An 18,028-nucleotide genomic window follows, 5' to 3' on the forward strand; every position below is an offset into this window, starting at 1 on the left:
CGCCAACCAGAGAAAAAATACGATGACGAAAGTGGCATTGGTGACTGGCGCAAGCCGGGGAATTGGCCGCGCGACCGCTTTGCTGCTGGCCCGGCAGGGCTATGCGGTGGGCGTGAATTACCTGCGTGACGAAAGTGCGGCGCGGCAGGTGGTGGCGGAGATTGAGACGCAGGGCGGTAAGGCGCTGGCATTGCAGGCTGACGTGGCCGACGAAGCGCAGGTGATGGCGATGTTCGGCGCACTGGATGCCGGGCTGGGCACGCTCAGTGCGCTGGTCAACAACGCCGGCATTCTGTTCCAGCAGGCGAACATTGAACAGTTGACCGCCGAGCGCATCAATCAGGTGCTCGGCACCAACGTTACCGGTTACTTCCTGTGTTGCCGCGAGGCGGTGAAGCGCATGGCGCTGCGCTATGGCGGGCGGGGCGGCGCCATCGTCAACGTTTCCTCCGCGGCGTCCCGACTGGGGGCGGCGGGAGAGTACGTCGACTATGCCGCCTCGAAAGGCGCCGTCGATACGCTGACCATCGGGTTATCGCGGGAAGTGGCGGCGCAGAGCATTCGCGTCAACGGCGTGCGGCCCGGATTCATCTATACCGAGATGCACGCCAGCGGCGGCGAGCCTGGCCGGGTGGATCGCGTGAAGGACAGTTTGCCGATGCAGCGCGGCGGCCAGCCGCAGGAAGTGGCGGAGGCGATCGCCTGGTTGCTGTCTGACGCCGCATCTTACGTGACCGGCACCTTTATCGAGGCCGCAGGCGGGCGTTGAACGCATCCGTAGGGTTTTGACATCCCTCCGGATGCGAGGTATTTTGATTAAATAACAATCAAAATGTAGTTACAAAAATGTATGTTTATTTTGAATGGAATCAGGATAAAAATCACAGTAACCAGCGCAAACACCGTGTCAGTTTTGAGATTGCGCAACGGGTTTTTCTGGATCCCAACCATTTGGCTGTGTTGGAAAGGATCGAGGTGGAGAAGAACGTTGGCAAACGATCGGCATGGTCGGATCCTGCTTGCTGTTGCTGGTGGCACATACGACGATCGAAACGGATGTCGAAGGCGATACAGTAGAGATCGTGCGTATCATTTCAGCACGCAAGGCCGATGCCAAAGAGAGGGGAAGATATGAAGCGCAAAAATTCCGCCAAAAATCTGGCCCATAGCGTACTCCCGCCGTTGACGGAGGAGCAGAAAGCGCAAATTGCTTCACTGAGTGCGTTGCCGGACGAGGACATCGATTATGCCGATGCGCCGGCACTGGATGAGGAAAAGTGGCAGGCTGCGGTTCAGGGGCGTTTTTATAAACCGATGAAAGTATCGAAAACCATCCGCATCGATGCGGATGTGTTGGCCTGGCTTCAGCGGCCAGGCAAAGGCTATCAGAAACGCCTGAACGCCGTGTTGCGTGAGGCGATGTTGAAAGAGCATGAACACGGGGAATAATGTGTGCCAGGCGGCTAACGATCCGGTGAGGTTCTCACCGGATTTTTTTTTGCTGTTTTTTCAGGTAATGCGTTATCAACGCCGGCGGTCTAATTGCGGCGCTCGGTCAAAACCACACAAACGGTCATTAACGGTCATGCTGCGGAGCGTGGAATTGTGACCGTTTACCGTTTCTCTCCTGTTTACCTCAGGCGTACGCGCATCATAACTGCCTGTTACTCCACACTTTCGTAATTATTCATTTCATTTCCTTCCCGATTTTTTTGACAACTATCACATCGCGATCGTTGACCGATCGCAGGGCGATGCGCTTTGCGTCCGCGCGCAAAACGCGACGCGGCAAATCGATATCGTAATCAACGTTGTGGAGGAGAAAAGAAACATGCTGCCTGTAGAACGTCATCGCTTTATCACCGAAGTCTTGAGCCAGCGCGGCCGCGTGATGGTGCAGGAGGTGGCGCAGCTGTGCCACATCTCTATCGAGACGGCGCGGCGTGATCTGGCCTTGCTTGAACGGCGCGGCCTGCTGCTGCGCAGCCACGGTGGCGCGGTGTTCGTCGAGCCGCCGGCGGTGGAGAAAACCTATGTGCCCGCCGAGATAGACCAGGGGGAATCTTTCCGCCAGCGCAGCAACGAGGCGCCGGAACAGAAGACGCGCATTGCCAAACGCGCGCTGGAATTTATCGCGCCGGGGGACTGCCTGCTGCTGGACAGCAGTTCCACCAGTTGGTTTTTGGCGCGCCAACTGCCGGATATCTCGCTGGTGGTGCTGACCAACTCGCTGCACATCATCCAGACGCTGGCCTGCAAGGCCAACGTGCGCACCATCGGCCTGGGGGGCGAGTATTCCGCCAAGTACGAGGATTTTATCGGCGTGCTGGCGGAGCAGATGCTGAAGGAGTTCGTGATCAACAAGCTGTTTTTCTCCTGCCACGGCATCTGCCAGGACGGCGGCATCCGCGAAAGCAATGAGCACCATGCGCGGCTGAAGCAGCAGATGCTGCTGGCGTCGGAACGCAAGTTCCTGCTGGTGGACAGCAACAAGTTCGGCCGCCGCTCGTTCGCCCGCATTTGCCATTACCGGGAAATAGACACGCTGATCACCGACAGGCTCAGCGACGACGAATTTCGTCAGGAACTGGCCTGGAACAACGTCGACGTGATTGAAGTTTCACCCGCCGCGAAAAGGGCGGCGCGATAACAACAATGAAAACCCTTATTACAGCCAACACTTGTGGAGAGAGAACAATGAAAAAATCCGTACTGGTCGGTCTGTTTGCCTCGCTGCTGCTGTCGGTCTCCGCGCAGGCGGCGGACAAGCTGAAAATGGGCGTGGTGGTGAAGATCGGCGGCATTCCCTGGTTCAACGCCATGGAGGCCGGCATCAAAAGCGAGAGCGCCAAACGCGGCATCGACGCCTGGATGGTTGGGCCGACGGCGGCGGATCCGGCGCTGCAAGTGCGCGCCATCGAGGATCTGATCGCGCAGAAGGTGGACATCATCGGCGTGGTGCCGAACGACGCCCGGGTGCTGGAGCCGGTGCTCAAGCGCGCGCAGGAGGCGGGCATCAAGGTGATCGTGCACGAATCCCCCGGCCAGAAGTACGCCGACTGGGATTTTGAGCTGGTGGACGCCTCGCAGCACGGGGTCAACCACATGAAAGCACTGGCCGCCTGCATGAAAGAGCAGGGCAAGTACGCGGTATACGTCGGCAGCCTGACGGTGCCGCTGCACATCACCTGGTCGGACTCGGCCATCAACTACCAGAAGCAGCACTACCCGAACATGCAACTGGTGGGCGACAAGTTCGGCGTGGGGGAATCGCTGGATGACAGCGTGCGCACCACCAACGATCTGATGGCCAAGTATCCCGATCTGAAAGGCGTGCTGGCGTTCGGCTCGCAGGGGCCGATCGGCGCCGGGCGCGCGGTGCTCAACCGCGGCAAAAGCAACGATATCTGCGTCATCGGGCCGTTCAGCCCGGGCCAGGGCGCTTCGCTGGTCAATCGCGGCGCCATCAAGGGCGGTTATATCTGGAATCCGATGGTGGCCGGCGAAGTGTTCGTGCGCATCGCCGACATGATGCACAAGGGGGAGAAAATCACCGACGGCATGACCATCGAAGGCATGGGCAAGGTGCAGGTGGATGCGCAGCAGCACACCATTCTCGGCAACGCCACCGAAAGCCTGGATAAGCAAAACCTGCCGAAGCTGGTGAAGATGGGGCTGTAATCATGGCGATTTCCGGCAATACGGCAACGCAGGGCGCGCCGCTTATCGAACTGCAACAGCTGTCGATGACCTTTGGCGGGCAGCGTGCGCTGAACGATATTTCATTGGCGCTGATGCCGGGGGAGGTGCACTGTCTGGCCGGCACCAACGGCTGCGGCAAGAGCACGCTGATCAAGGCGATCGCCGGCGTCTATCAACCGGACGACGGCAGCCGCATTACCCTCGATGGGCAAACCTTCGGCCGGCTGTCGCCGGATCAGGCGCGCGCCTTCGGCATTCAGGTGATCTATCAGGATCTGTCGCTGTTTCCCAACCTGACGGTGGCGGAAAACATCGCCTTCGAACACAACCTGCGCGGGTTGCTGGGTTGGCACCGCCCGGCGCGGCTGCGGCGCGCCGCCGAACGCCAGCTGCAATCGCTGAGTTTCAATCTGGATCTCGACAAACGGGTGGCGGAGCTGCCGATCGCGCAGCGCCAACAGGTGGCGATCTGCCGCGCGCTGGTGGCGCAGGCGCGGCTGGTGATCATGGACGAACCGACCGCTTCGCTGACCCGCACCGAGGTCAACCAACTGCTGCGCACGGTGGACTATCTGAAAGCGCAGGGCATCTGCGTGGTGTTCGTCAGCCACCGGCTGGACGAGGTGCTGGAGATCTCGGATCGCGTCACGGTGATCCGCGACGGCAACAAAGTCGGCACCTGGCCGGCGGCGGAGATCACCGGCGATCGTCTGACCGAGCTGATGACCGGTCTGAAGCTGGACTATCACCTGAAAGCGCCCAGCCTGAATAAGGAGCGGGTGATGCTGGAGGCGGATCGCCTGAGCCGCGCAGGGCAGTATCAGGATGTGAGCTTCCGTCTGCATCAGGGGGAGGTGCTCGGTCTGTGCGGGCTGCTCGGCTCCGGGCGTACCGAGCTGGCGCTGAGCCTGTTCGGCATGACCCGGCCGGACAGCGGCAAACTCTACCTCGACAGCAAACCGGTGCGCTTTCGCGGCCATGAGGACGCGATCAAGGCCGGCATCGGCTACGTCTCGGAGGATCGCCTGACGCTGGGTCTGGTGCAGCAACAGTCGGTGGCGGATAACGCGGTGCTGACCATTCTCGATAAGCTGCGCGGGCGTTTTCGCCTGATCGACGACTACCGCAAGAATCGCATCGTCGCGGAGTGGATCGCCAAGCTCGGCGTGCGGGTGGCGGATCCGGATCAGGCGGTTTCGACGCTGTCCGGCGGCAATCAGCAAAAGATCGTGCTGGCCAAGTGGGTGCTGACCCAGCCGCGGATCTTGATCCTCGACTCGCCGACCGTCGGTGTCGACGTCGGTGCCAAGGCCAGCATCTACCAACTGATCCATCTGCTGGCGCAGGAGGGGATCGCCATTTTGCTGATCTCCGACGAGGTGCCGGAGGTGTATTACAACTGCGATCGGGTGCTGCACTTCAGCGGCGGCAGCGTGATCGGCGAATACCTGCCGGGGCAGGTGAGCCAGCAACAGCTGGCGGAGGCGGTCAATGCGTAGATTCAGTTTGAAACCGCGCGGCAACGAAGGCTATCTGGCCTGGGTGTTGCTGCTGACGGTCATGGTCTTTTCACTGCTCAGCGATCGGTTTTTAACGGTGCAAAACCTGCTCGATCTCAGCGAAAGCTATGCGGTGAGCGGTATTTTCGCCCTCGGCCTGTTTGTAGTGCTGGTGACCGGCGGCATCGATATCTCCTTCGCCGCAGTCGCCTCGGTGGTGCAGTACCTGATCGCCACGCTGGCGACCCACTACGGCCTGGCCAGCCCGGCGGGCAGCATTCTGCTGGCGTTGGCGATCGGCGCCGTGCTGGGCATGGTCAACGCGCTGTTGATCTACTGCCTGCGCATCGTCTCGATCATCGTCACCATCAGCATGCAGGCGTTGTTGTTCGGCATGCTGATGTGGCTGACCAACGGCCGCAGCCTGTACGCATTGCCGGACTGGTGGACGCTGCCGCGCAGCGTGCTGCCGTTCCAGCTGGGTGAACAGAGCTATCAGCTCGGTTTGCCGACGCTGGTGATGCTGGCGGTGGCGCTGTTGACCTGGCTGCTGCTGAACAAAACGCACCTCGGGCGCCAGCTGTTTGCCGTGGGCGGTGATGCGGAATCGGCGCGGCGCATCGGCATCCGCGTTGGCCTGCTGCATTTGTTCGCCTATGGCTATCTGGGCGCGATGGCGGCGATCGGCGGCCTGGTGCAGGTGTATCGCATGGGGGAAGTGGTGCCCAACGCGCTGGTGGGCGGGGAGCTCGACGTGCTGGCGGCGGCGGTGCTGGGCGGCGCCAGCCTGAACGGCGGCAAGGGCAGCGTGGTCGGCACGCTGATGGGCGTCTTCCTGATCGGCGTGCTGAAAAACGGCCTCAACCTGATCGGCGTGTCCAGCTACTTCATGAACGTGGTGATCGGTCTGGTGATCGTCGCGGCGATCACCGTCACCCACTACAAAAAACGCAAAGAAACCGACGTCGGTTTCGCCTGAGGAGCGCCTGATGGGCAACAACCTGAAATTTCGTCCGGACGGGGTCGCCGTCGGTCTGCTGGCATTGCTGCTGGCGGTGGTGCTGGCCTTTAGCCTGCTGATGCCGGGACGCTTCTTCAGCGGCGCCACCTTCACCAGTGTGGCCTTCCAGCTGCCGGAGCTGGGCTTGCTGACGCTGGCGATGTTCATCCCGATCCTCAGCGGTGGCCTGAACCTGTGCATTATCGCCAGCGCCAACCTGACCAGCCTGCTGATGGCCTGGCTGTTCATCAGCTACCTGCCGGCGGATGCCGGGCTGGGTTTGCAGGCGCTGTGGCTGGCATTGGCGCTGGCGGCGGCGATGCTGTTGGCCGGGCTTATCGGCGCGGCGACCGGCGCGCTGGTGGCCTACGTCGGCGCGCATCCGATTCTGGTGACGCTGGCCACCATGACCACGGTCAACGGCATCGGCATTTACCTGACGCGCGGCGCGGCCCTGAGCGGCATGCCGGAGATCGTGCGGTTTATCGGCGCCGAGCGCGTGCTGGGCGTGCCGGTACCGCTGTGGATCTTCCTGGTGGTCGCCGCCTTGCTGGCGCTGTTCTTGCAGAAAACCCGGCTCGGCAAATGCATCTACATGAGCGGCAGCAACATCAACGCCACCCACTTCAGCGGCGTGAATACCCATCGGGTGTTGATCGCCATTTACACCCTCTCCAGCCTGCTGTGCGTCATTGCCGGGCTGGTGATGATGGCGCGCTTCAACTCGGCGCGCATGGGTTACGGCGACTCCTACCTGCTGCTCACGGTGCTGGCGATCATTCTGGGCGGCACCGATCCGTTCGGCGGTTTTGGCCGGGTCAGCGGCGTGGTGTTGGCGCTGATCGTGCTGCAGGCGATCGCGACCGGTTTGAACCTGATGAACGTCAGCCCGCATTTCAGTCTGGCGATGTGGGGCGCGGTGCTGATCGCGGTGCTGGCGCTGAAGTTTTTCCGCCATCGCTATCAGCAGCGGCGGGCGATGCGCCGCAGCGCGGCCCAGGCCAGAATCGCGGCGGGCCACTGATCCCTTTTCCCTTTTGCGCAGGATAACGCTAATGAAATACCAGATTTCACCTTCACTGATGTGCATGAACCTGATGGATATCCGGCAGCAATTGGCGGTGCTGAATCGCCGCGCCGATATGCTGCATATCGACATCATGGACGGGCACTACGTTAAAAACATCACGCTGTCGCCGTTCTTTATCGAACAGATCCGCCCGCATACCTCGTTGTTGCTGGACGTGCATTTGATGGTGGAGAACCCAACCGATTTTATTGAGCCGATCGCCCGCGCCGGGGCGGACTTTATCTGCCCGCACGCCGAAACCATCAACCGCGACGCGTTCCGTGTGATCAATCAAATCCGCGCGCTGGGCAAAAAAGTGGGGGTGGTGCTGAACCCGGCCACGCCGGTGGAGTTTATTCGCCACTACCTTCACCTGCTGGACAAGGTCACCGTCATGACCGTCGATCCGGGCTATGCCGGGCAGCCGTTCATTCCCGAAATGCTGGACAAGATCCGCCAGTTGCGCGATCTGAAAAACCAACAAAATCTGCGCTATCTGATCGAGATCGACGGATCCTGCAACCAGCGTACTTATCGCGATCTGCTGGGCGCCGGCGCGGAAGTGTTGATCGTCGGCAGCTCCGGGTTGTTCAATCTCGATCCGGATCTGGAGGCGGCATGGGAAAAAATGCTGGATCAGATGCGGCAGGCGGCCTGAGGCGGGGGACATGATGCGGCATTTTCTTGGCGTTGACGTCGGCGGCACCAATACCCGCCTGCTGTTGATGGATGATGAAGGCGAGTTTAGCGGTTACCGCAAGATGGCGACCGCCGATTGGGCACGGCAGGCCGATCCGCTGGCGGCGCTGGGCGATCTTATCGCCCGGCATTGCGAGGATCGTCAGGTGGCGCAGGTGATGCTCGGGTTGCCGGGGAGCCTCAGCCGCGATCGCTCGCGGGTGCTGTCGCTGCCGTTCATTCCGGCGCTGGATGCCCAGCCGGTGGCGGCGCTGTTGGCCGATTTGCTGGCGCTGCCGGTGCGAATGGACAAGGACGTCAACCATCTGCTGTGGTGGGATTTGCAGCAGCTGCCGGCGCTGCCGCAGGTGGCGGTAGGGCTGTATCTGGGCACCGGCATGGGCAACAGCCTGTGGCTGAACGGCGATTTTTACCACGGGGCGCATGGCGCCGCCGGCGAGTTGGGTCACATTCCCTGGCCGGGCCATCTGGGCGAGTGCCCGTGCGGCAAACGGGGCTGCGTCGAGAGTTTGACCTCCGGCCATTGGCTGACCGGCTGGGCGCGCGCCAACGCGGCGCAAACGCCGTTCGACCGGCTGTTCGAACGCCATGGCGATCATCCGGATTTGCAGCGTTTCGTTGAACGATTGGCGCAGACCATCGCCATCGAAATGAACGTGATCGACCCCCAACGGCTGATCCTGGGCGGCGGCGTGATCGCCATGAGCGGTTTTCCGTTGGCGCGGCTGGAGCAAGAGATCCGCCGTCATCTGCGCGGGCCGCAGCCGGCACAGGGATTGGCGATCTCCATCAGCCGCCTGACCGATGAAACCGGCAGCAAAGGCGCCTGTCTGGCAGCCCGGCGCCACCTCCAATTGAGCAGGGAGTACCAGCAATGAAAGGCAAAGTCTGCGTGTTCGGTTCGTTCAACCTGGATATCGTCGCCGGCATGGCGCGGTTTCCGCAGCCCGGCGAATCGCTGATCGCCCGTAACAGTATGATGGGGGCGGGCGGCAAGGGCGCCAACCAGGCCACCGCCGCGCTGCGCGCCGGGGCGCGGGTGCATTATATCGGCAAGGTGGGGCGCGACGACTTCGGCACCTTCGCCCGGCGTCATCTCGCTGCCGCCGGTTTCGATGCGGTGACGCTGTTCTCGACCGGCGATTGCCCGACCGGCAATGCGCTTATCTACGTTGCCGGCGAGGATGCGGAGAACATGATCGCCGTCGATCCCGGCGCCAACCTGACGGTCAGCGAGGACGAGGTGCGCCAGTGCCGCCCGGCGATCGCCGCGGCGGATATTCTGTTGACCCAGCTGGAGAACAACCTGCCAGCGATCGAACAAGTGATCGCCATCGCCCGCGAGGCGCGGACGTTCATCATTCTCAACCCGGCGCCGTTTCAGCCGGTGCCGGACAGCCTGCTGGCGCAGGTCGATCTGCTGACGCCCAACGCCACCGAATGCACGTTGCTGACCGGCGTGCCGGTGCGGGATGTGGCTTCGGCGCGTCAGGCGGCGCAGGTGCTGCACGCCAAGGGCATTCGTTTGCTGATCGTGACCTTGGGCACGCAGGGGGCGTTGTTCTCGGACGGGGAACACAGTGAGCTGATCCCGGCGTTTCCGGCGCAGCCGAAAGACACCACCGGCGCGGGGGATGCGTTTAACGGCGCTCTGGCGGCGCAGCTGGCGAATCAGGTGCCGTTAGCCGATGCGGCGCGCTTCGCCGCCGCCTACGCGGCGGTCTGCGTGGAACGCGCCGGGGCGGCGGGATCGATGCCGAGTTATGAGGAGGCGTTGGAACGCCAGCAGGCGTTCGCTTGACGTTGACGGGCTGCGGCGCAGAGGCGGCAGCCCGGCTCCCTTACTTCAACCAGCCTTTGCGCTGCGCGTCCCGCAGATGTTGCTCCATATGGTGCCACAGCTCGGGGTGTACGTCGGCGATCGACGCATTGCGCGCCAGCACCTGCTCCAGGCTGATGCCGTTTTCTACCCAGCTCTGGCCTTCATTGTGCAGATTCATCAGCATCGGCATGGTGCGATCCAGCAGTAAGGCAAAGCGCGCATCGGCGCTTTCGCCGTCTTCATATTCCTGCCATAAAGCGGTGAAATACTCGCGCTGAGCCTCCGGCAACATGCCGAACAGACGGCGCGCCGCCGCCACTTCCTGATCGTGGATCGCCGCGCGGGCCGCCAGATCGTAGACCAGCACGTCGCCGGCGTCGATTTCCACGATGTCATGCAGCAGCGCCATCTGGATCACGCGCTGAATGTCTACGTCATCACCGGCGTAGGGCGCCAGGCTCATGGCGGCGATGGCGAAATGCCAGCTGTGTTCGGCGGAGTTTTCCTGGCGCTGGGTGCCCAGTACCTTGGTGCGGCGTTGCACGCCTTTCAACTTATCGATTTCCATCAGGAACTGGATGGCCTGGGTCATTGAACCGAAATCTAACGCGGGTACAGCGGATGACATGGTGTAAACCTCAAGGTGGGTGGGTTGAAGCCTGACGATTGTAGACCAGCGGGCGGGGGATTTCGATGGTTACACGCGTTCACATTTTTATTTTAGCGTACACGTGTACACTGGAATTATTCTCAGTTAAGCTGCTTTGCGTTAATTTCGCACAAAGCAGGGCATTTTGAGGGGTTGCGCGTTATGGGGAAAACGGACGTAGTGAAAGCCGGGAACAATAAGATTGTCACCGCGGCTTATCCGTGGGCGGAAGAGATCGCCAACAGCATCAGCCACGGCATCGGGCTGGTGTTCGGTATTGTCGGCCTGGTGTTGCTGCTGGTGCAGGCGGTGAATACCGGCGCCGATGCGACGGCCATCACCAGTTACAGCCTGTACGGCGGCAGCATGATCCTGCTGTTTCTCGCTTCTACGCTGTACCATGCGATCCCGCATCAAAAGGCCAAGCATTGGCTGAAAAAATTTGACCACTGTGCCATTTATCTCCTGATTGCCGGCACTTACACGCCGTTCTTGCTGGTAGGGCTGGATTCGCCGCTGGCGAAGGGCTTGATGGCGGTAATCTGGGGGTTGGCGCTGCTTGGCGTACTGTTCAAGCTGGCCTTCGCCCACCGTTTTGAAGCCCTGTCGCTGGTGACCTACCTGACGATGGGCTGGCTGTCGCTGATCGTGATTTATCAGCTGGTTACGCGGCTGGAGGCCGGCGGCGTCACGCTGCTGGCGATCGGCGGGGTGGTCTACACCCTGGGCGTGATTTTCTATGCCTCCAAGCGCATTCGCTTTGGCCACGCCATCTGGCACGGCTTCGTGCTCGGCGGCAGCGCCTGCCACTTCATGGCGATCTACCTGTACGTCTAAGCGTTGCCGCTACATCTGAATGCGTATTGAACAGGCGCCTCTTTTGTTTTAAAAAAGAGGCGCTTGCTTCTTTCGGGTATCCAGCAAGCCCTGTCTTTCATTTCTGAGCCCGCATACCGTTTCTCTAACCTCTGTTCAGGACTCATCAAGATGATCGTTCGCTTATCCAAAGCGCTGCTGGTCTGCGCTATCGCCTTGTTCGCTTCGCTGGTGGCCTTCGGTAACCTCACCGACTATGGCTCCAATTTCGCCTTCGTGCGCCACGTCTTTATGATGGATACCCTTTTCCCCGACGCCACCATTGGCTACCGCTCGATACAGACGCCATGGCTGCATCACGCCGGTTATATTTTCATCATTGTGTTGGAGAGTCTGACCGCGCTGCTGTGCTGGATTGGTGGCCTGCGCCTGCTGTGCGGCCTGAAACTGCCCGCCAACGCTTTCAACGGCCGCAAAAAATGGGCGGTAGCGGGGCTGACGCTGGGCTTCCTTACCTGGCAGGTCGGTTTTATGTCGATTGGGGGGGAGTGGTTCGGCATGTGGATGTCGCAGCAATGGAACGGCGTGCCGAGCGCGTTTCGCTTCTTCGTCACCATCATCTTGGTGCTGATCTATCTGGTGCAGCGCGACGGGGAGTTGGACGAGTAACGAAGATGGCCGCAGGCAGGGGGCCTGCGGCCGACGGATTATTTCTCTTCGGCCAGCGAGTAGGGCAACGGTTTGATCGCCAGCTGGCTGGCGGCATCGTCGCGCACCCGCAGCTTGCTGTCGGCATCCAGATCGTTGTTCATCACCACCTGCACCCACAGCGTACCGTCGGCTAACTGGCTCGACGCCAGTACGGTGCCGGTGCGACGCCAGTTTTCCCCCAGCTGCAGCTCCAGATCTTCCGCCGCCTGCGGGGCGCGAGCCGCTTTACCTTCCAGCCAGTAGAGCGCACGTTTGTTGGCGCCGCGGAACTTGGCGCGCGCCACCATCTCCTGACCGGTATAGCAGCCCTTGCTGAAACTGATGCCTTCCAGCGCCTGGAGGTTGGTGGCCTGCGGGATCAGCTGCGCGCTGTTGGCGGCGTCGATAACCGGATAACCGGCTTCGATCTCCAGCGCCAGCCACTGGTTGCTGTCATTCCGTTCCGCCTGGTCATGCAGTTTGCCGATCAGCTGTTCGGCCACGGCGGGGCGGGTCACCAGCAGAAAACGCTCCGCCGGCGCATTGAAGTGCAGAATCGTGGTCTCGCCGTCCTGCACCACCGGGTGCTCAGCGCTTGGCAGCGTGGCGAACAGGCCCGCCAGCGCGGCGCGCGCCTGGAAACCGGCGACACCCAGCAATACCGCGTCATTATCGGCGGCGATGGTGACTTTGGAGAACACCGCGTATTTTTTGATTTCCGCCAGTTGGCTGTCCAGCACGCTGCGGCGCTCCAGATAGGCGAAGCCTTCGCCACGGTGGAACAGACGCAGGTTGCTCCACATTTTGCCCTTGGCGTCGCAGTGGGCGCACAGCACGTGTTGATCGGCCGCCAGCGCGTCGATGTCCGCCGTCACCTGGCCCTGGAGATATTTCACCGTGTCCGGCCCGTTCAGCGTCACCAGCGCCCAATCTTCCAGCGAGATCAGCGTCAGGGGCAGATGGGTGGAAGCGGAGGGCTGACGGGGTGGGAATGAAATGTTATGCGCCATAGTAAGTTCCTGCTCAACGTTTAGCTTACCTGAAGGGTATTGGACCCATGGTAAAAGAGGCGGCGGGCTTTGCAAACTGTTATTCGCGCCGCGGCGCCGGGGGGCGCTTTTTTTGGCATTTTGCGCTTTATTGCGTTTTCCGCCACAAAGCGCCTTCCCGGCGTGTATGTCAAATTGTTACTCTATAGACTTGCGGCCAGGGCACCCTTGCACACAGACCCCCGGCTGATGGAATTATATTGCGACGGCGTTGCCATACAGTGTGTCATTTGAACCCTGCGCTGGCGCTGCCGTGCTGAAAAGAGGTGAGTCATAACAACATGGATATTAACAACAAAGCACGTATTCACTGGGCTTGCCGCCGTGGCATGCGCGAGCTGGACATCTCCATCATGCCGTTCTTCGAATACGAATACGACAGCCTGAATGACGCGGACAAGGCGCTGTTCATCCGCCTGCTGGAGTGCGACGATCCCGACTTGTTCAACTGGCTGATGAATCATGGCGCGCCGCAGGACGGCGAGCTGCAGAGAATGGTGACCCTGATCCAAACGCGAAATAAAGACCGTGGCCCAGTGGCGATGTGATATCCGCATTTCCTGGCGCACCCAGCTGTTTTCACTGTTGACCCACGGCGTTTTGATCCTGCTGATCCTGATTTCGCCCTGGCCGGAAGGCTTTGGCCCGCTCTGGCTGGTGCTGCTGACGCTGGTGGTGTTTCAGTGCATTCGCAGCCAGAAGCGCATCGCCGCGGTGCAGGGCGAGCTGCGGCTGCTGGCGGATCGGCGTTTCAGCTGGCACGGCCGCGAGTGGCGGCTGGCGAAAAAACCGTGGATGCCGGGTTACGGCATGCTGCTGACGCTACAGCCTATGGGGGGCAAAAAGCGCCGCCGGCTGTGGCTGGCTTCCGACTGCATGAGCAAAGAGGAATGGCGCCACCTGCGGCAGCTGTTGCTGTATCCGCCGGCGGGTGACGGTGAACAAGATTGATAGGGGGCGCCGGCGCGAATCATGCCGCCGGCGCTCGGCGTTGGGGGGAACGCCCGATAGCGGCTACAGCAGCGGCTCCATTTCCAACAGGATCTGTTCGCACCATTGCTGCAGGCGCTCTTCGCTCAGATCGTATTGGTTGACCTCATCGAGCGCCAGGCCGACGAAGTGTTTGCCGTCGGCGCTCAGCGGTTTGGGGCTGGTGAACTCGAAACCCTCAGTGGGCCAGAAGCCGATGAACTGTACGCCCAGCGGCGCGATGTGATCGTGCAGCATGCCCAGCGCGTCGAGGAACCACTCACCGTAACCGAGCTGATCGCCCATGCCGTACATGGCGACGATTTTGCCTTTCAGATCCAGCGCCGCCAGCTGCGGCCAGATCGCTTCCCAATCTTCCTGCAGTTCGCCGAAATCCCAGGTCGGGATGCCGAGGATCAGAATGGAATAGTCCTCCATCAGCTTGGGCGAGACGTCTTTCAGGTTGTGCAGGTCGACCAGGTCTTCACCCAGAATCTCACGGATTTTTTCTGCCGCCATTTCGGTGTAGCAGGTGCTGGAGCCGTAAAACAGACCAATCTTCATGTGTAAACCGTTACGTTGCTGTTTAGAGAATTGCAGCGAGTATACCTGATTTGCGCCGGCTTAAGGCATAATGGCGCGGGTGGAAATGCAACAAAGAGAGGACCGCGTGCAACAGCAAGACAATGCGCTGATTGAACAATTCCTGGATGCGCTGTGGCTTGAGCGCAATCTGGCGGAAAATACGCTGGCCTCCTATCGGCTGGATTTGCAGGCCCTGGGCGCCTGGCTTGGCCAGCAGAAGACCGATTTGCTGCAGGCGCAGGCGCTGGATCTGCAGGCGTTTCTCGCCGAGCGGGTGGATGGCGGTTACAAGGCCACCAGCTCCGCGCGTTTGTTGAGCGCCATGAGGCGCCTGTTTCAATATCTGTACCGCGAAAAGCTGCGCGCCGACGATCCCACCGCGCAGCTGGCGTCTCCCAAACTGCCGCAGCGCTTGCCGAAAGATCTGAGCGAGGCGCAGGTCGATGCGTTGCTGCAGGCGCCCTGCGTCGATCAGCCGCTGGAGCTGCGCGACAAGGCGATGCTCGAAGTGTTGTACGCCACCGGGCTGCGGGTTTCCGAACTGGTGGGGCTGCACATCAGCGACGTCAGCCTGCGTCAGGGCGTGGTGCGGGTGATCGGCAAGGGCAACAAGGAGCGACTGGTGCCGCTGGGCGAAGAGGCGGTCTACTGGATCGAAAACTATCTGGAGCACGGCCGCCCATGGCTGGTCAACGGCCAGACGCTGGATGTGCTGTTCCCCAGCACCCGCTGCCAGCAAATGACCCGACAGACGTTCTGGCATCGCATCAAACACTATGCCATCCTTGCGGGCATCGACAGCGAGCGTCTGTCGCCGCACGTGTTGCGGCACGCGTTCGCTACCCATTTGCTGAACCATGGGGCCGATCTCCGTGTCGTACAGATGTTGTTAGGGCACAGCGATCTCTCGACCACGCAAATTTATACTCATGTAGCGACCGAACGACTGAAACAGCTACATCAACAGCATCACCCGCGCGCCTGAGCGGCGGGTTCGAAAGGATTGGAATAATGAAAAAAGGTTTAATGCTGCTTTCACTGCTGGTGGCCTCGGTGGCCGGCGCCGCCCATGCCGATGACGCGGCGATCAAAAAAGCGCTCGCCAGCCTGGGCATCCAGCAGGCGGACGTGCAGCCTTCACCGGTCAACGGCCTGAAAACCGTGCTGACCGACAGCGGCGTGCTGTACGCCTCCGAAGACGGCAAGCACATCCTGCAGGGCCCGCTGTTCGACGTCAGCGGCAAAGAGCCGGTCAACGTGACCAACCAACTGCTGAGCAGCAAGATGGACGCGCTGAAAGATCAGATGATCGTGTACAAGGCGCCGAAAGAGAAACACGTGATCACCGTGTTCACCGACATCACCTGCGGTTACTGTCACAAGCTGCATCAGCAGATGAAAGAGTACAACGATCTGGGTATTACCGTGCGTTACCTGGCATTCCCGCGCCAGGGGCTGGCATCCCAGGCTGAAAAAGACATGCAGTCGATCTGGTGCACCGCCGACAAGGCCAAGGCGTTCGACGCCGCCATGAAGGGCGACGCCGTTTCTCCGGCGACCTGTAAAACCGACATCAGCAAGCATTACGAGCTGGGCGTACAGTTCGGCATTCAGGGCACGCCGGCCATCATCCTGGAAAACGGCATGATGATCCCGGGCTATCAGGGGCCAAAAGAGATGGCCGCCATGCTGGATGCGCACCAGGCCGCCACCAAAGCCGGTGGTTAATCGCCGGTGAGTATCAAAACGCAACTACGCCGCCGCCCGGCGGCGGACGACACGCATCTGCCCGCCAGTTTGCCGCCGCTGCTGCGCCGGCTTTACGCCCTGCGCGGCGTGCAGGCTGAGCAAGAGCTGGAACGCAGCGTCAAGGGCATGCTGCCCTGGCAACAGCTGGACGGTATCGACGACGCCGTCAGCCTGCTGCAACAGGCGCTGGCCGACGGCCGCCGCATCATGGTGGTGGGCGATTTCGACGCCGATGGCGCCACCAGCACCGCGCTGACGGTGTTGGCGCTGCGCAGCATGGGCGGCGCAGCCGTCGATTATCTGGTGCCAAACCGCTTCGAAGACGGCTACGGCCTGAGCCCTGAAGTGGTGGAGCAGGCGGCGGCGCGCGGCGCAGAACTCATTGTCACCGTCGATAACGGCATCTCCTCCCACGCCGGCGTCGACGTGGCGCACGCCAAAGGCATGCAGGTGCTGGTGACCGATCACCACCTGCCGGGTGAGACCCTGCCGGCGGCTGAAGCGATCGTCAATCCCAACCTGCGCGGCTGCGCCTTCCCGTCCAAATCGCTGGCGGGGGTAGGCGTGGCGTTCTACCTGATGCTGGCGCTGCGCGCCCGGCTGCGGGACAGCGGCTGGTTCGAGCAGCGCGCGCTGGCGATGCCGAATCTGGCGGAACTGCTGGATCTGGTGGCGCTCGGCACCGTGGCCGACGTGGTGCCGCTGGACGCCAACAACCGCATTCTGGTGTATCAGGGGTTAAACCGCATCCGCGCCGGCAAATGCCGACCGGGCATCCGCGCGCTGCTTGAGGTGGCCAACCGCGACGCCCGCCAGCTGGCGGCCAACGATCTCGGTTTCGCCCTCGGCCCGCGCCTCAACGCCGCCGGCCGGCTGGACGACATGTCTATCGGCGTGGCGCTGCTGCTGAGCGACGACATTGCGCAGGCGCGCATGCTGGCCAACGATCTCGATGCGCTGAACCAGACGCGCCGCGAGATCGAGCAGGGCATGCAGGTGGAGGCCCTGCAGCTGTGCGATCAGCTGGAGCGCACCAGCACCGAGCTGCCTTATGGGTTGGCGATGTATCACCCGGAATGGCATCAGGGCGTGGTGGGCATCCTCGCTTCGCGCATCAAAGAGCGTTTCCACCGCCCGGTGATCGCGTTCGCGCCGGCGGGCGACGGCATCCTGAAGGGCTCCGGCCGTTCGGTGCCCGGCTTGCACATGCGCGACGCGCTGGAGCGGCTGGATATGCTGAACCCCGGGCTGATGATGAAGTTCGGCGGCCACGCAATGGCGGCCGGGCTGTCGCTGGAAGAGGCCAAATTCGACGAGTTCCGCCAGCGTTTCGGCGAGCTGGTGGGGGAATGGCTCGATCCGGCGATGCTGGAAGGGGTTATCTGGTCCGACGGCGAACTGGCGATGCAGGAGCTGTCGCTGACCACGGCGGAGCTGCTGCGCGAGGGCGGCCCGTGGGGTCAGGCGTTCCCTGAACCGACCTTCGACGGCAAGTTCCGCATTCTGCAGCAGCGGCTGGTGGGCGAGAAACACCTGAAGCTGATGGTGGAACCGCTCGGCGGCGGCCCGCTGCTCGACGGCATCGCGTTTAACGTGGATACCACGCTGTGGCCGGACAGCAGCGTGCGCGAAGTGGAACTGGCCTACAAGCTCGACGTCAACGAGTTTCGCGGCAACCGCAACGTGCAACTGCTGATCCAGCATCTTTGGCCGCGCTGAAGTGAAATTGA

Annotated in this window: 20 protein-coding genes and 1 pseudogene; 18 read left to right on the forward strand and 3 right to left on the reverse strand. The window is 61.6% G+C overall.

All coding sequences use genetic code 11. The features are described from left to right. Positions 1-22 precede the first annotated feature (22 nt). The 11 genes and pseudogenes from ACOWVD_RS20555 (at position 23) to rbsK (ending at position 9,770) form a co-directional block, all read left to right on the forward strand. A complete protein-coding gene (locus ACOWVD_RS20555; protein WP_421105759.1) occupies positions 23-769 on the forward strand; it encodes an SDR family oxidoreductase in 747 nt (248 codons plus the stop codon). Positions 770-846: 77 nt separating this feature from the next. After that, positions 847-1,169, forward strand: a pseudogene (locus ACOWVD_RS20560) (BrnT family toxin). Beyond that, positions 1,132-1,449 carry a BrnA antitoxin family protein gene (locus ACOWVD_RS20565; protein ID WP_004931651.1) on the forward strand — a complete coding sequence of 106 codons (318 nt, stop codon included), beginning with the start codon at positions 1,132-1,134 and terminating at the stop codon, positions 1,447-1,449. The pseudogene ACOWVD_RS20560 and the gene ACOWVD_RS20565 overlap by 38 nt, the downstream one beginning before the upstream one ends. 382 nt (positions 1,450-1,831) lie before the next feature. Continuing rightward, a complete protein-coding gene (locus ACOWVD_RS20570) occupies positions 1,832-2,650 on the forward strand; it encodes a DeoR/GlpR family DNA-binding transcription regulator (RefSeq protein ID WP_004931653.1) in 819 nt (272 codons plus the stop codon). Between the two features lie 47 nt (positions 2,651-2,697). Then, the gene (locus ACOWVD_RS20575; RefSeq protein ID WP_025304134.1) at positions 2,698-3,681 is read left to right on the forward strand and encodes a substrate-binding domain-containing protein; all 984 of its coding nucleotides are present in this window, start codon (positions 2,698-2,700) and stop codon (positions 3,679-3,681) included. A gap of 2 nt (positions 3,682-3,683) precedes the next feature. Next, the gene (locus tag ACOWVD_RS20580; RefSeq protein WP_049240087.1) at positions 3,684-5,201 is read left to right on the forward strand and encodes a sugar ABC transporter ATP-binding protein; all 1,518 of its coding nucleotides are present in this window, start codon (positions 3,684-3,686) and stop codon (positions 5,199-5,201) included. Then, positions 5,194-6,180: an ABC transporter permease gene (locus ACOWVD_RS20585; protein ID WP_021505710.1), complete on the forward strand. Its 987-nt coding sequence runs from the start codon at positions 5,194-5,196 to the stop codon at positions 6,178-6,180. Before ACOWVD_RS20580 ends, ACOWVD_RS20585 begins: the two co-directional genes overlap by 8 nt. A 10-nt stretch (positions 6,181-6,190) precedes the next feature. Next, complete coding sequence (locus ACOWVD_RS20590; RefSeq protein WP_049240086.1) at positions 6,191-7,225, forward strand: ABC transporter permease; 1,035 nt, start codon at positions 6,191-6,193, stop codon at positions 7,223-7,225. Between the two features lie 31 nt (positions 7,226-7,256). Beyond that, positions 7,257-7,928 (forward strand): D-allulose 6-phosphate 3-epimerase, encoded by a 672-nt coding sequence (alsE, locus tag ACOWVD_RS20595; RefSeq protein WP_049240085.1) that lies wholly within the window; start codon positions 7,257-7,259, stop codon positions 7,926-7,928. A gap of 10 nt (positions 7,929-7,938) precedes the next feature. Then, entirely contained in the window at positions 7,939-8,847 is a 909-nt protein-coding gene (gene alsK / locus ACOWVD_RS20600) for an allose kinase (RefSeq protein WP_421105760.1), read from the forward strand. Further along, positions 8,844-9,770 carry a ribokinase gene (gene rbsK / locus ACOWVD_RS20605; RefSeq protein WP_021505706.1) on the forward strand — a complete coding sequence of 309 codons (927 nt, stop codon included), beginning with the start codon at positions 8,844-8,846 and terminating at the stop codon, positions 9,768-9,770. The genes alsK and rbsK overlap by 4 nt, the downstream gene beginning before the upstream one ends. A 40-nt stretch (positions 9,771-9,810) precedes the next feature. Here the strand turns inward: rbsK and ACOWVD_RS20610 are convergent, their stop codons facing one another. Then, positions 9,811-10,419: an HD domain-containing protein gene (locus tag ACOWVD_RS20610; RefSeq protein WP_033632167.1), complete on the reverse strand. Its 609-nt coding sequence runs from the start codon at positions 10,417-10,419 to the stop codon at positions 9,811-9,813. Positions 10,420-10,602: 183 nt separating this feature from the next. Between ACOWVD_RS20610 and trhA the strand changes: the two genes are divergently transcribed. Together trhA and ACOWVD_RS20620 are read left to right on the forward strand one after the other, a co-directional pair. Then, on the forward strand, positions 10,603-11,277 hold the full coding sequence (gene trhA, locus ACOWVD_RS20615) for a PAQR family membrane homeostasis protein TrhA (RefSeq protein ID WP_021505704.1): 675 nt from the start codon (positions 10,603-10,605) through the stop codon (positions 11,275-11,277). Positions 11,278-11,427: 150 nt separating this feature from the next. Next, positions 11,428-11,925 (forward strand): DUF2165 family protein, encoded by a 498-nt coding sequence (locus ACOWVD_RS20620; protein ID WP_421105761.1) that lies wholly within the window; start codon positions 11,428-11,430, stop codon positions 11,923-11,925. A 38-nt stretch (positions 11,926-11,963) separates the two neighbouring features. Here the strand turns inward: ACOWVD_RS20620 and ygfZ are convergent, their stop codons facing one another. Continuing rightward, entirely contained in the window at positions 11,964-12,956 is a 993-nt protein-coding gene (ygfZ, locus tag ACOWVD_RS20625; RefSeq protein ID WP_197799254.1) for a tRNA-modifying protein YgfZ, read from the reverse strand. 320 nt (positions 12,957-13,276) lie between these two features. Between ygfZ and sdhE the strand changes: the two genes are divergently transcribed. Continuing rightward, entirely contained in the window at positions 13,277-13,543 is a 267-nt protein-coding gene (gene sdhE / locus ACOWVD_RS20630) for an FAD assembly factor SdhE (RefSeq protein WP_004931679.1), read from the forward strand. After that, on the forward strand, positions 13,524-13,946 hold the full coding sequence (locus ACOWVD_RS20635; RefSeq protein WP_049240083.1) for a protein YgfX: 423 nt from the start codon (positions 13,524-13,526) through the stop codon (positions 13,944-13,946). Before sdhE ends, ACOWVD_RS20635 begins: the two co-directional genes overlap by 20 nt. A 63-nt stretch (positions 13,947-14,009) precedes the next feature. Here ACOWVD_RS20635 and fldB read toward each other — a convergent pair whose 3' ends face one another. Then, positions 14,010-14,528 (reverse strand): flavodoxin FldB, encoded by a 519-nt coding sequence (gene fldB, locus ACOWVD_RS20640; protein ID WP_004931683.1) that lies wholly within the window; start codon positions 14,526-14,528, stop codon positions 14,010-14,012. Between the two features lie 106 nt (positions 14,529-14,634). Between fldB and xerD the strand changes: the two genes are divergently transcribed. From xerD to recJ, 3 genes are read left to right on the forward strand one after another with little or no spacing between them, the layout of a single operon-like run. Beyond that, positions 14,635-15,534: a site-specific tyrosine recombinase XerD gene (gene xerD, locus ACOWVD_RS20645; protein WP_049240106.1), complete on the forward strand. Its 900-nt coding sequence runs from the start codon at positions 14,635-14,637 to the stop codon at positions 15,532-15,534. A 26-nt stretch (positions 15,535-15,560) separates the two neighbouring features. Continuing rightward, complete coding sequence (dsbC, locus tag ACOWVD_RS20650) at positions 15,561-16,277, forward strand: bifunctional protein-disulfide isomerase/oxidoreductase DsbC (protein WP_004931688.1); 717 nt, start codon at positions 15,561-15,563, stop codon at positions 16,275-16,277. A 6-nt stretch (positions 16,278-16,283) separates the two neighbouring features. After that, a complete protein-coding gene (recJ, locus tag ACOWVD_RS20655; protein ID WP_015378966.1) occupies positions 16,284-18,017 on the forward strand; it encodes a single-stranded-DNA-specific exonuclease RecJ in 1,734 nt (577 codons plus the stop codon). Positions 18,018-18,028 lie beyond the last annotated feature (11 nt).

It is taken from the genome of Serratia sp. SA088 (genome assembly GCF_049065515.1).
Taxonomy (GTDB): domain Bacteria; phylum Pseudomonadota; class Gammaproteobacteria; order Enterobacterales; family Enterobacteriaceae; genus Serratia; species Serratia nematodiphila.

Excerpts from the sequence above, each read along its gene's own strand:
- sdhE (WP_004931679.1), top strand. The coding sequence starts at position 13,277 with ATGGATATTAACAACAAAGCACGTATTCACTGGGCTTGCCGCCGTGGC.
- trhA (WP_021505704.1), top strand. The coding sequence starts at position 10,603 with ATGGGGAAAACGGACGTAGTGAAAGCCGGGAACAATAAGATTGTCACC.
- fldB (WP_004931683.1), bottom strand. The coding sequence starts at position 14,528 with ATGAAGATTGGTCTGTTTTACGGCTCCAGCACCTGCTACACCGAAATG.
- rbsK (WP_021505706.1), top strand. The coding sequence starts at position 8,844 with ATGAAAGGCAAAGTCTGCGTGTTCGGTTCGTTCAACCTGGATATCGTC.
- ygfZ (WP_197799254.1), bottom strand. The coding sequence starts at position 12,956 with ATGGCGCATAACATTTCATTCCCACCCCGTCAGCCCTCCGCTTCCACC.
- ACOWVD_RS20555 (WP_421105759.1), top strand. The coding sequence starts at position 23 with ATGACGAAAGTGGCATTGGTGACTGGCGCAAGCCGGGGAATTGGCCGC.
- ACOWVD_RS20575 (WP_025304134.1), top strand. The coding sequence starts at position 2,698 with ATGAAAAAATCCGTACTGGTCGGTCTGTTTGCCTCGCTGCTGCTGTCG.
- ACOWVD_RS20570 (WP_004931653.1), top strand. The coding sequence starts at position 1,832 with ATGCTGCCTGTAGAACGTCATCGCTTTATCACCGAAGTCTTGAGCCAG.
- ACOWVD_RS20585 (WP_021505710.1), top strand. The coding sequence starts at position 5,194 with ATGCGTAGATTCAGTTTGAAACCGCGCGGCAACGAAGGCTATCTGGCC.
- ACOWVD_RS20565 (WP_004931651.1), top strand. The coding sequence starts at position 1,132 with ATGAAGCGCAAAAATTCCGCCAAAAATCTGGCCCATAGCGTACTCCCG.
- ACOWVD_RS20620 (WP_421105761.1), top strand. The coding sequence starts at position 11,428 with ATGATCGTTCGCTTATCCAAAGCGCTGCTGGTCTGCGCTATCGCCTTG.
- alsK (WP_421105760.1), top strand. The coding sequence starts at position 7,939 with ATGATGCGGCATTTTCTTGGCGTTGACGTCGGCGGCACCAATACCCGC.
- alsE (WP_049240085.1), top strand. The coding sequence starts at position 7,257 with ATGAAATACCAGATTTCACCTTCACTGATGTGCATGAACCTGATGGAT.
- ACOWVD_RS20580 (WP_049240087.1), top strand. The coding sequence starts at position 3,684 with ATGGCGATTTCCGGCAATACGGCAACGCAGGGCGCGCCGCTTATCGAA.
- ACOWVD_RS20590 (WP_049240086.1), top strand. The coding sequence starts at position 6,191 with ATGGGCAACAACCTGAAATTTCGTCCGGACGGGGTCGCCGTCGGTCTG.
- dsbC (WP_004931688.1), top strand. The coding sequence starts at position 15,561 with ATGAAAAAAGGTTTAATGCTGCTTTCACTGCTGGTGGCCTCGGTGGCC.
- ACOWVD_RS20610 (WP_033632167.1), bottom strand. The coding sequence starts at position 10,419 with ATGTCATCCGCTGTACCCGCGTTAGATTTCGGTTCAATGACCCAGGCC.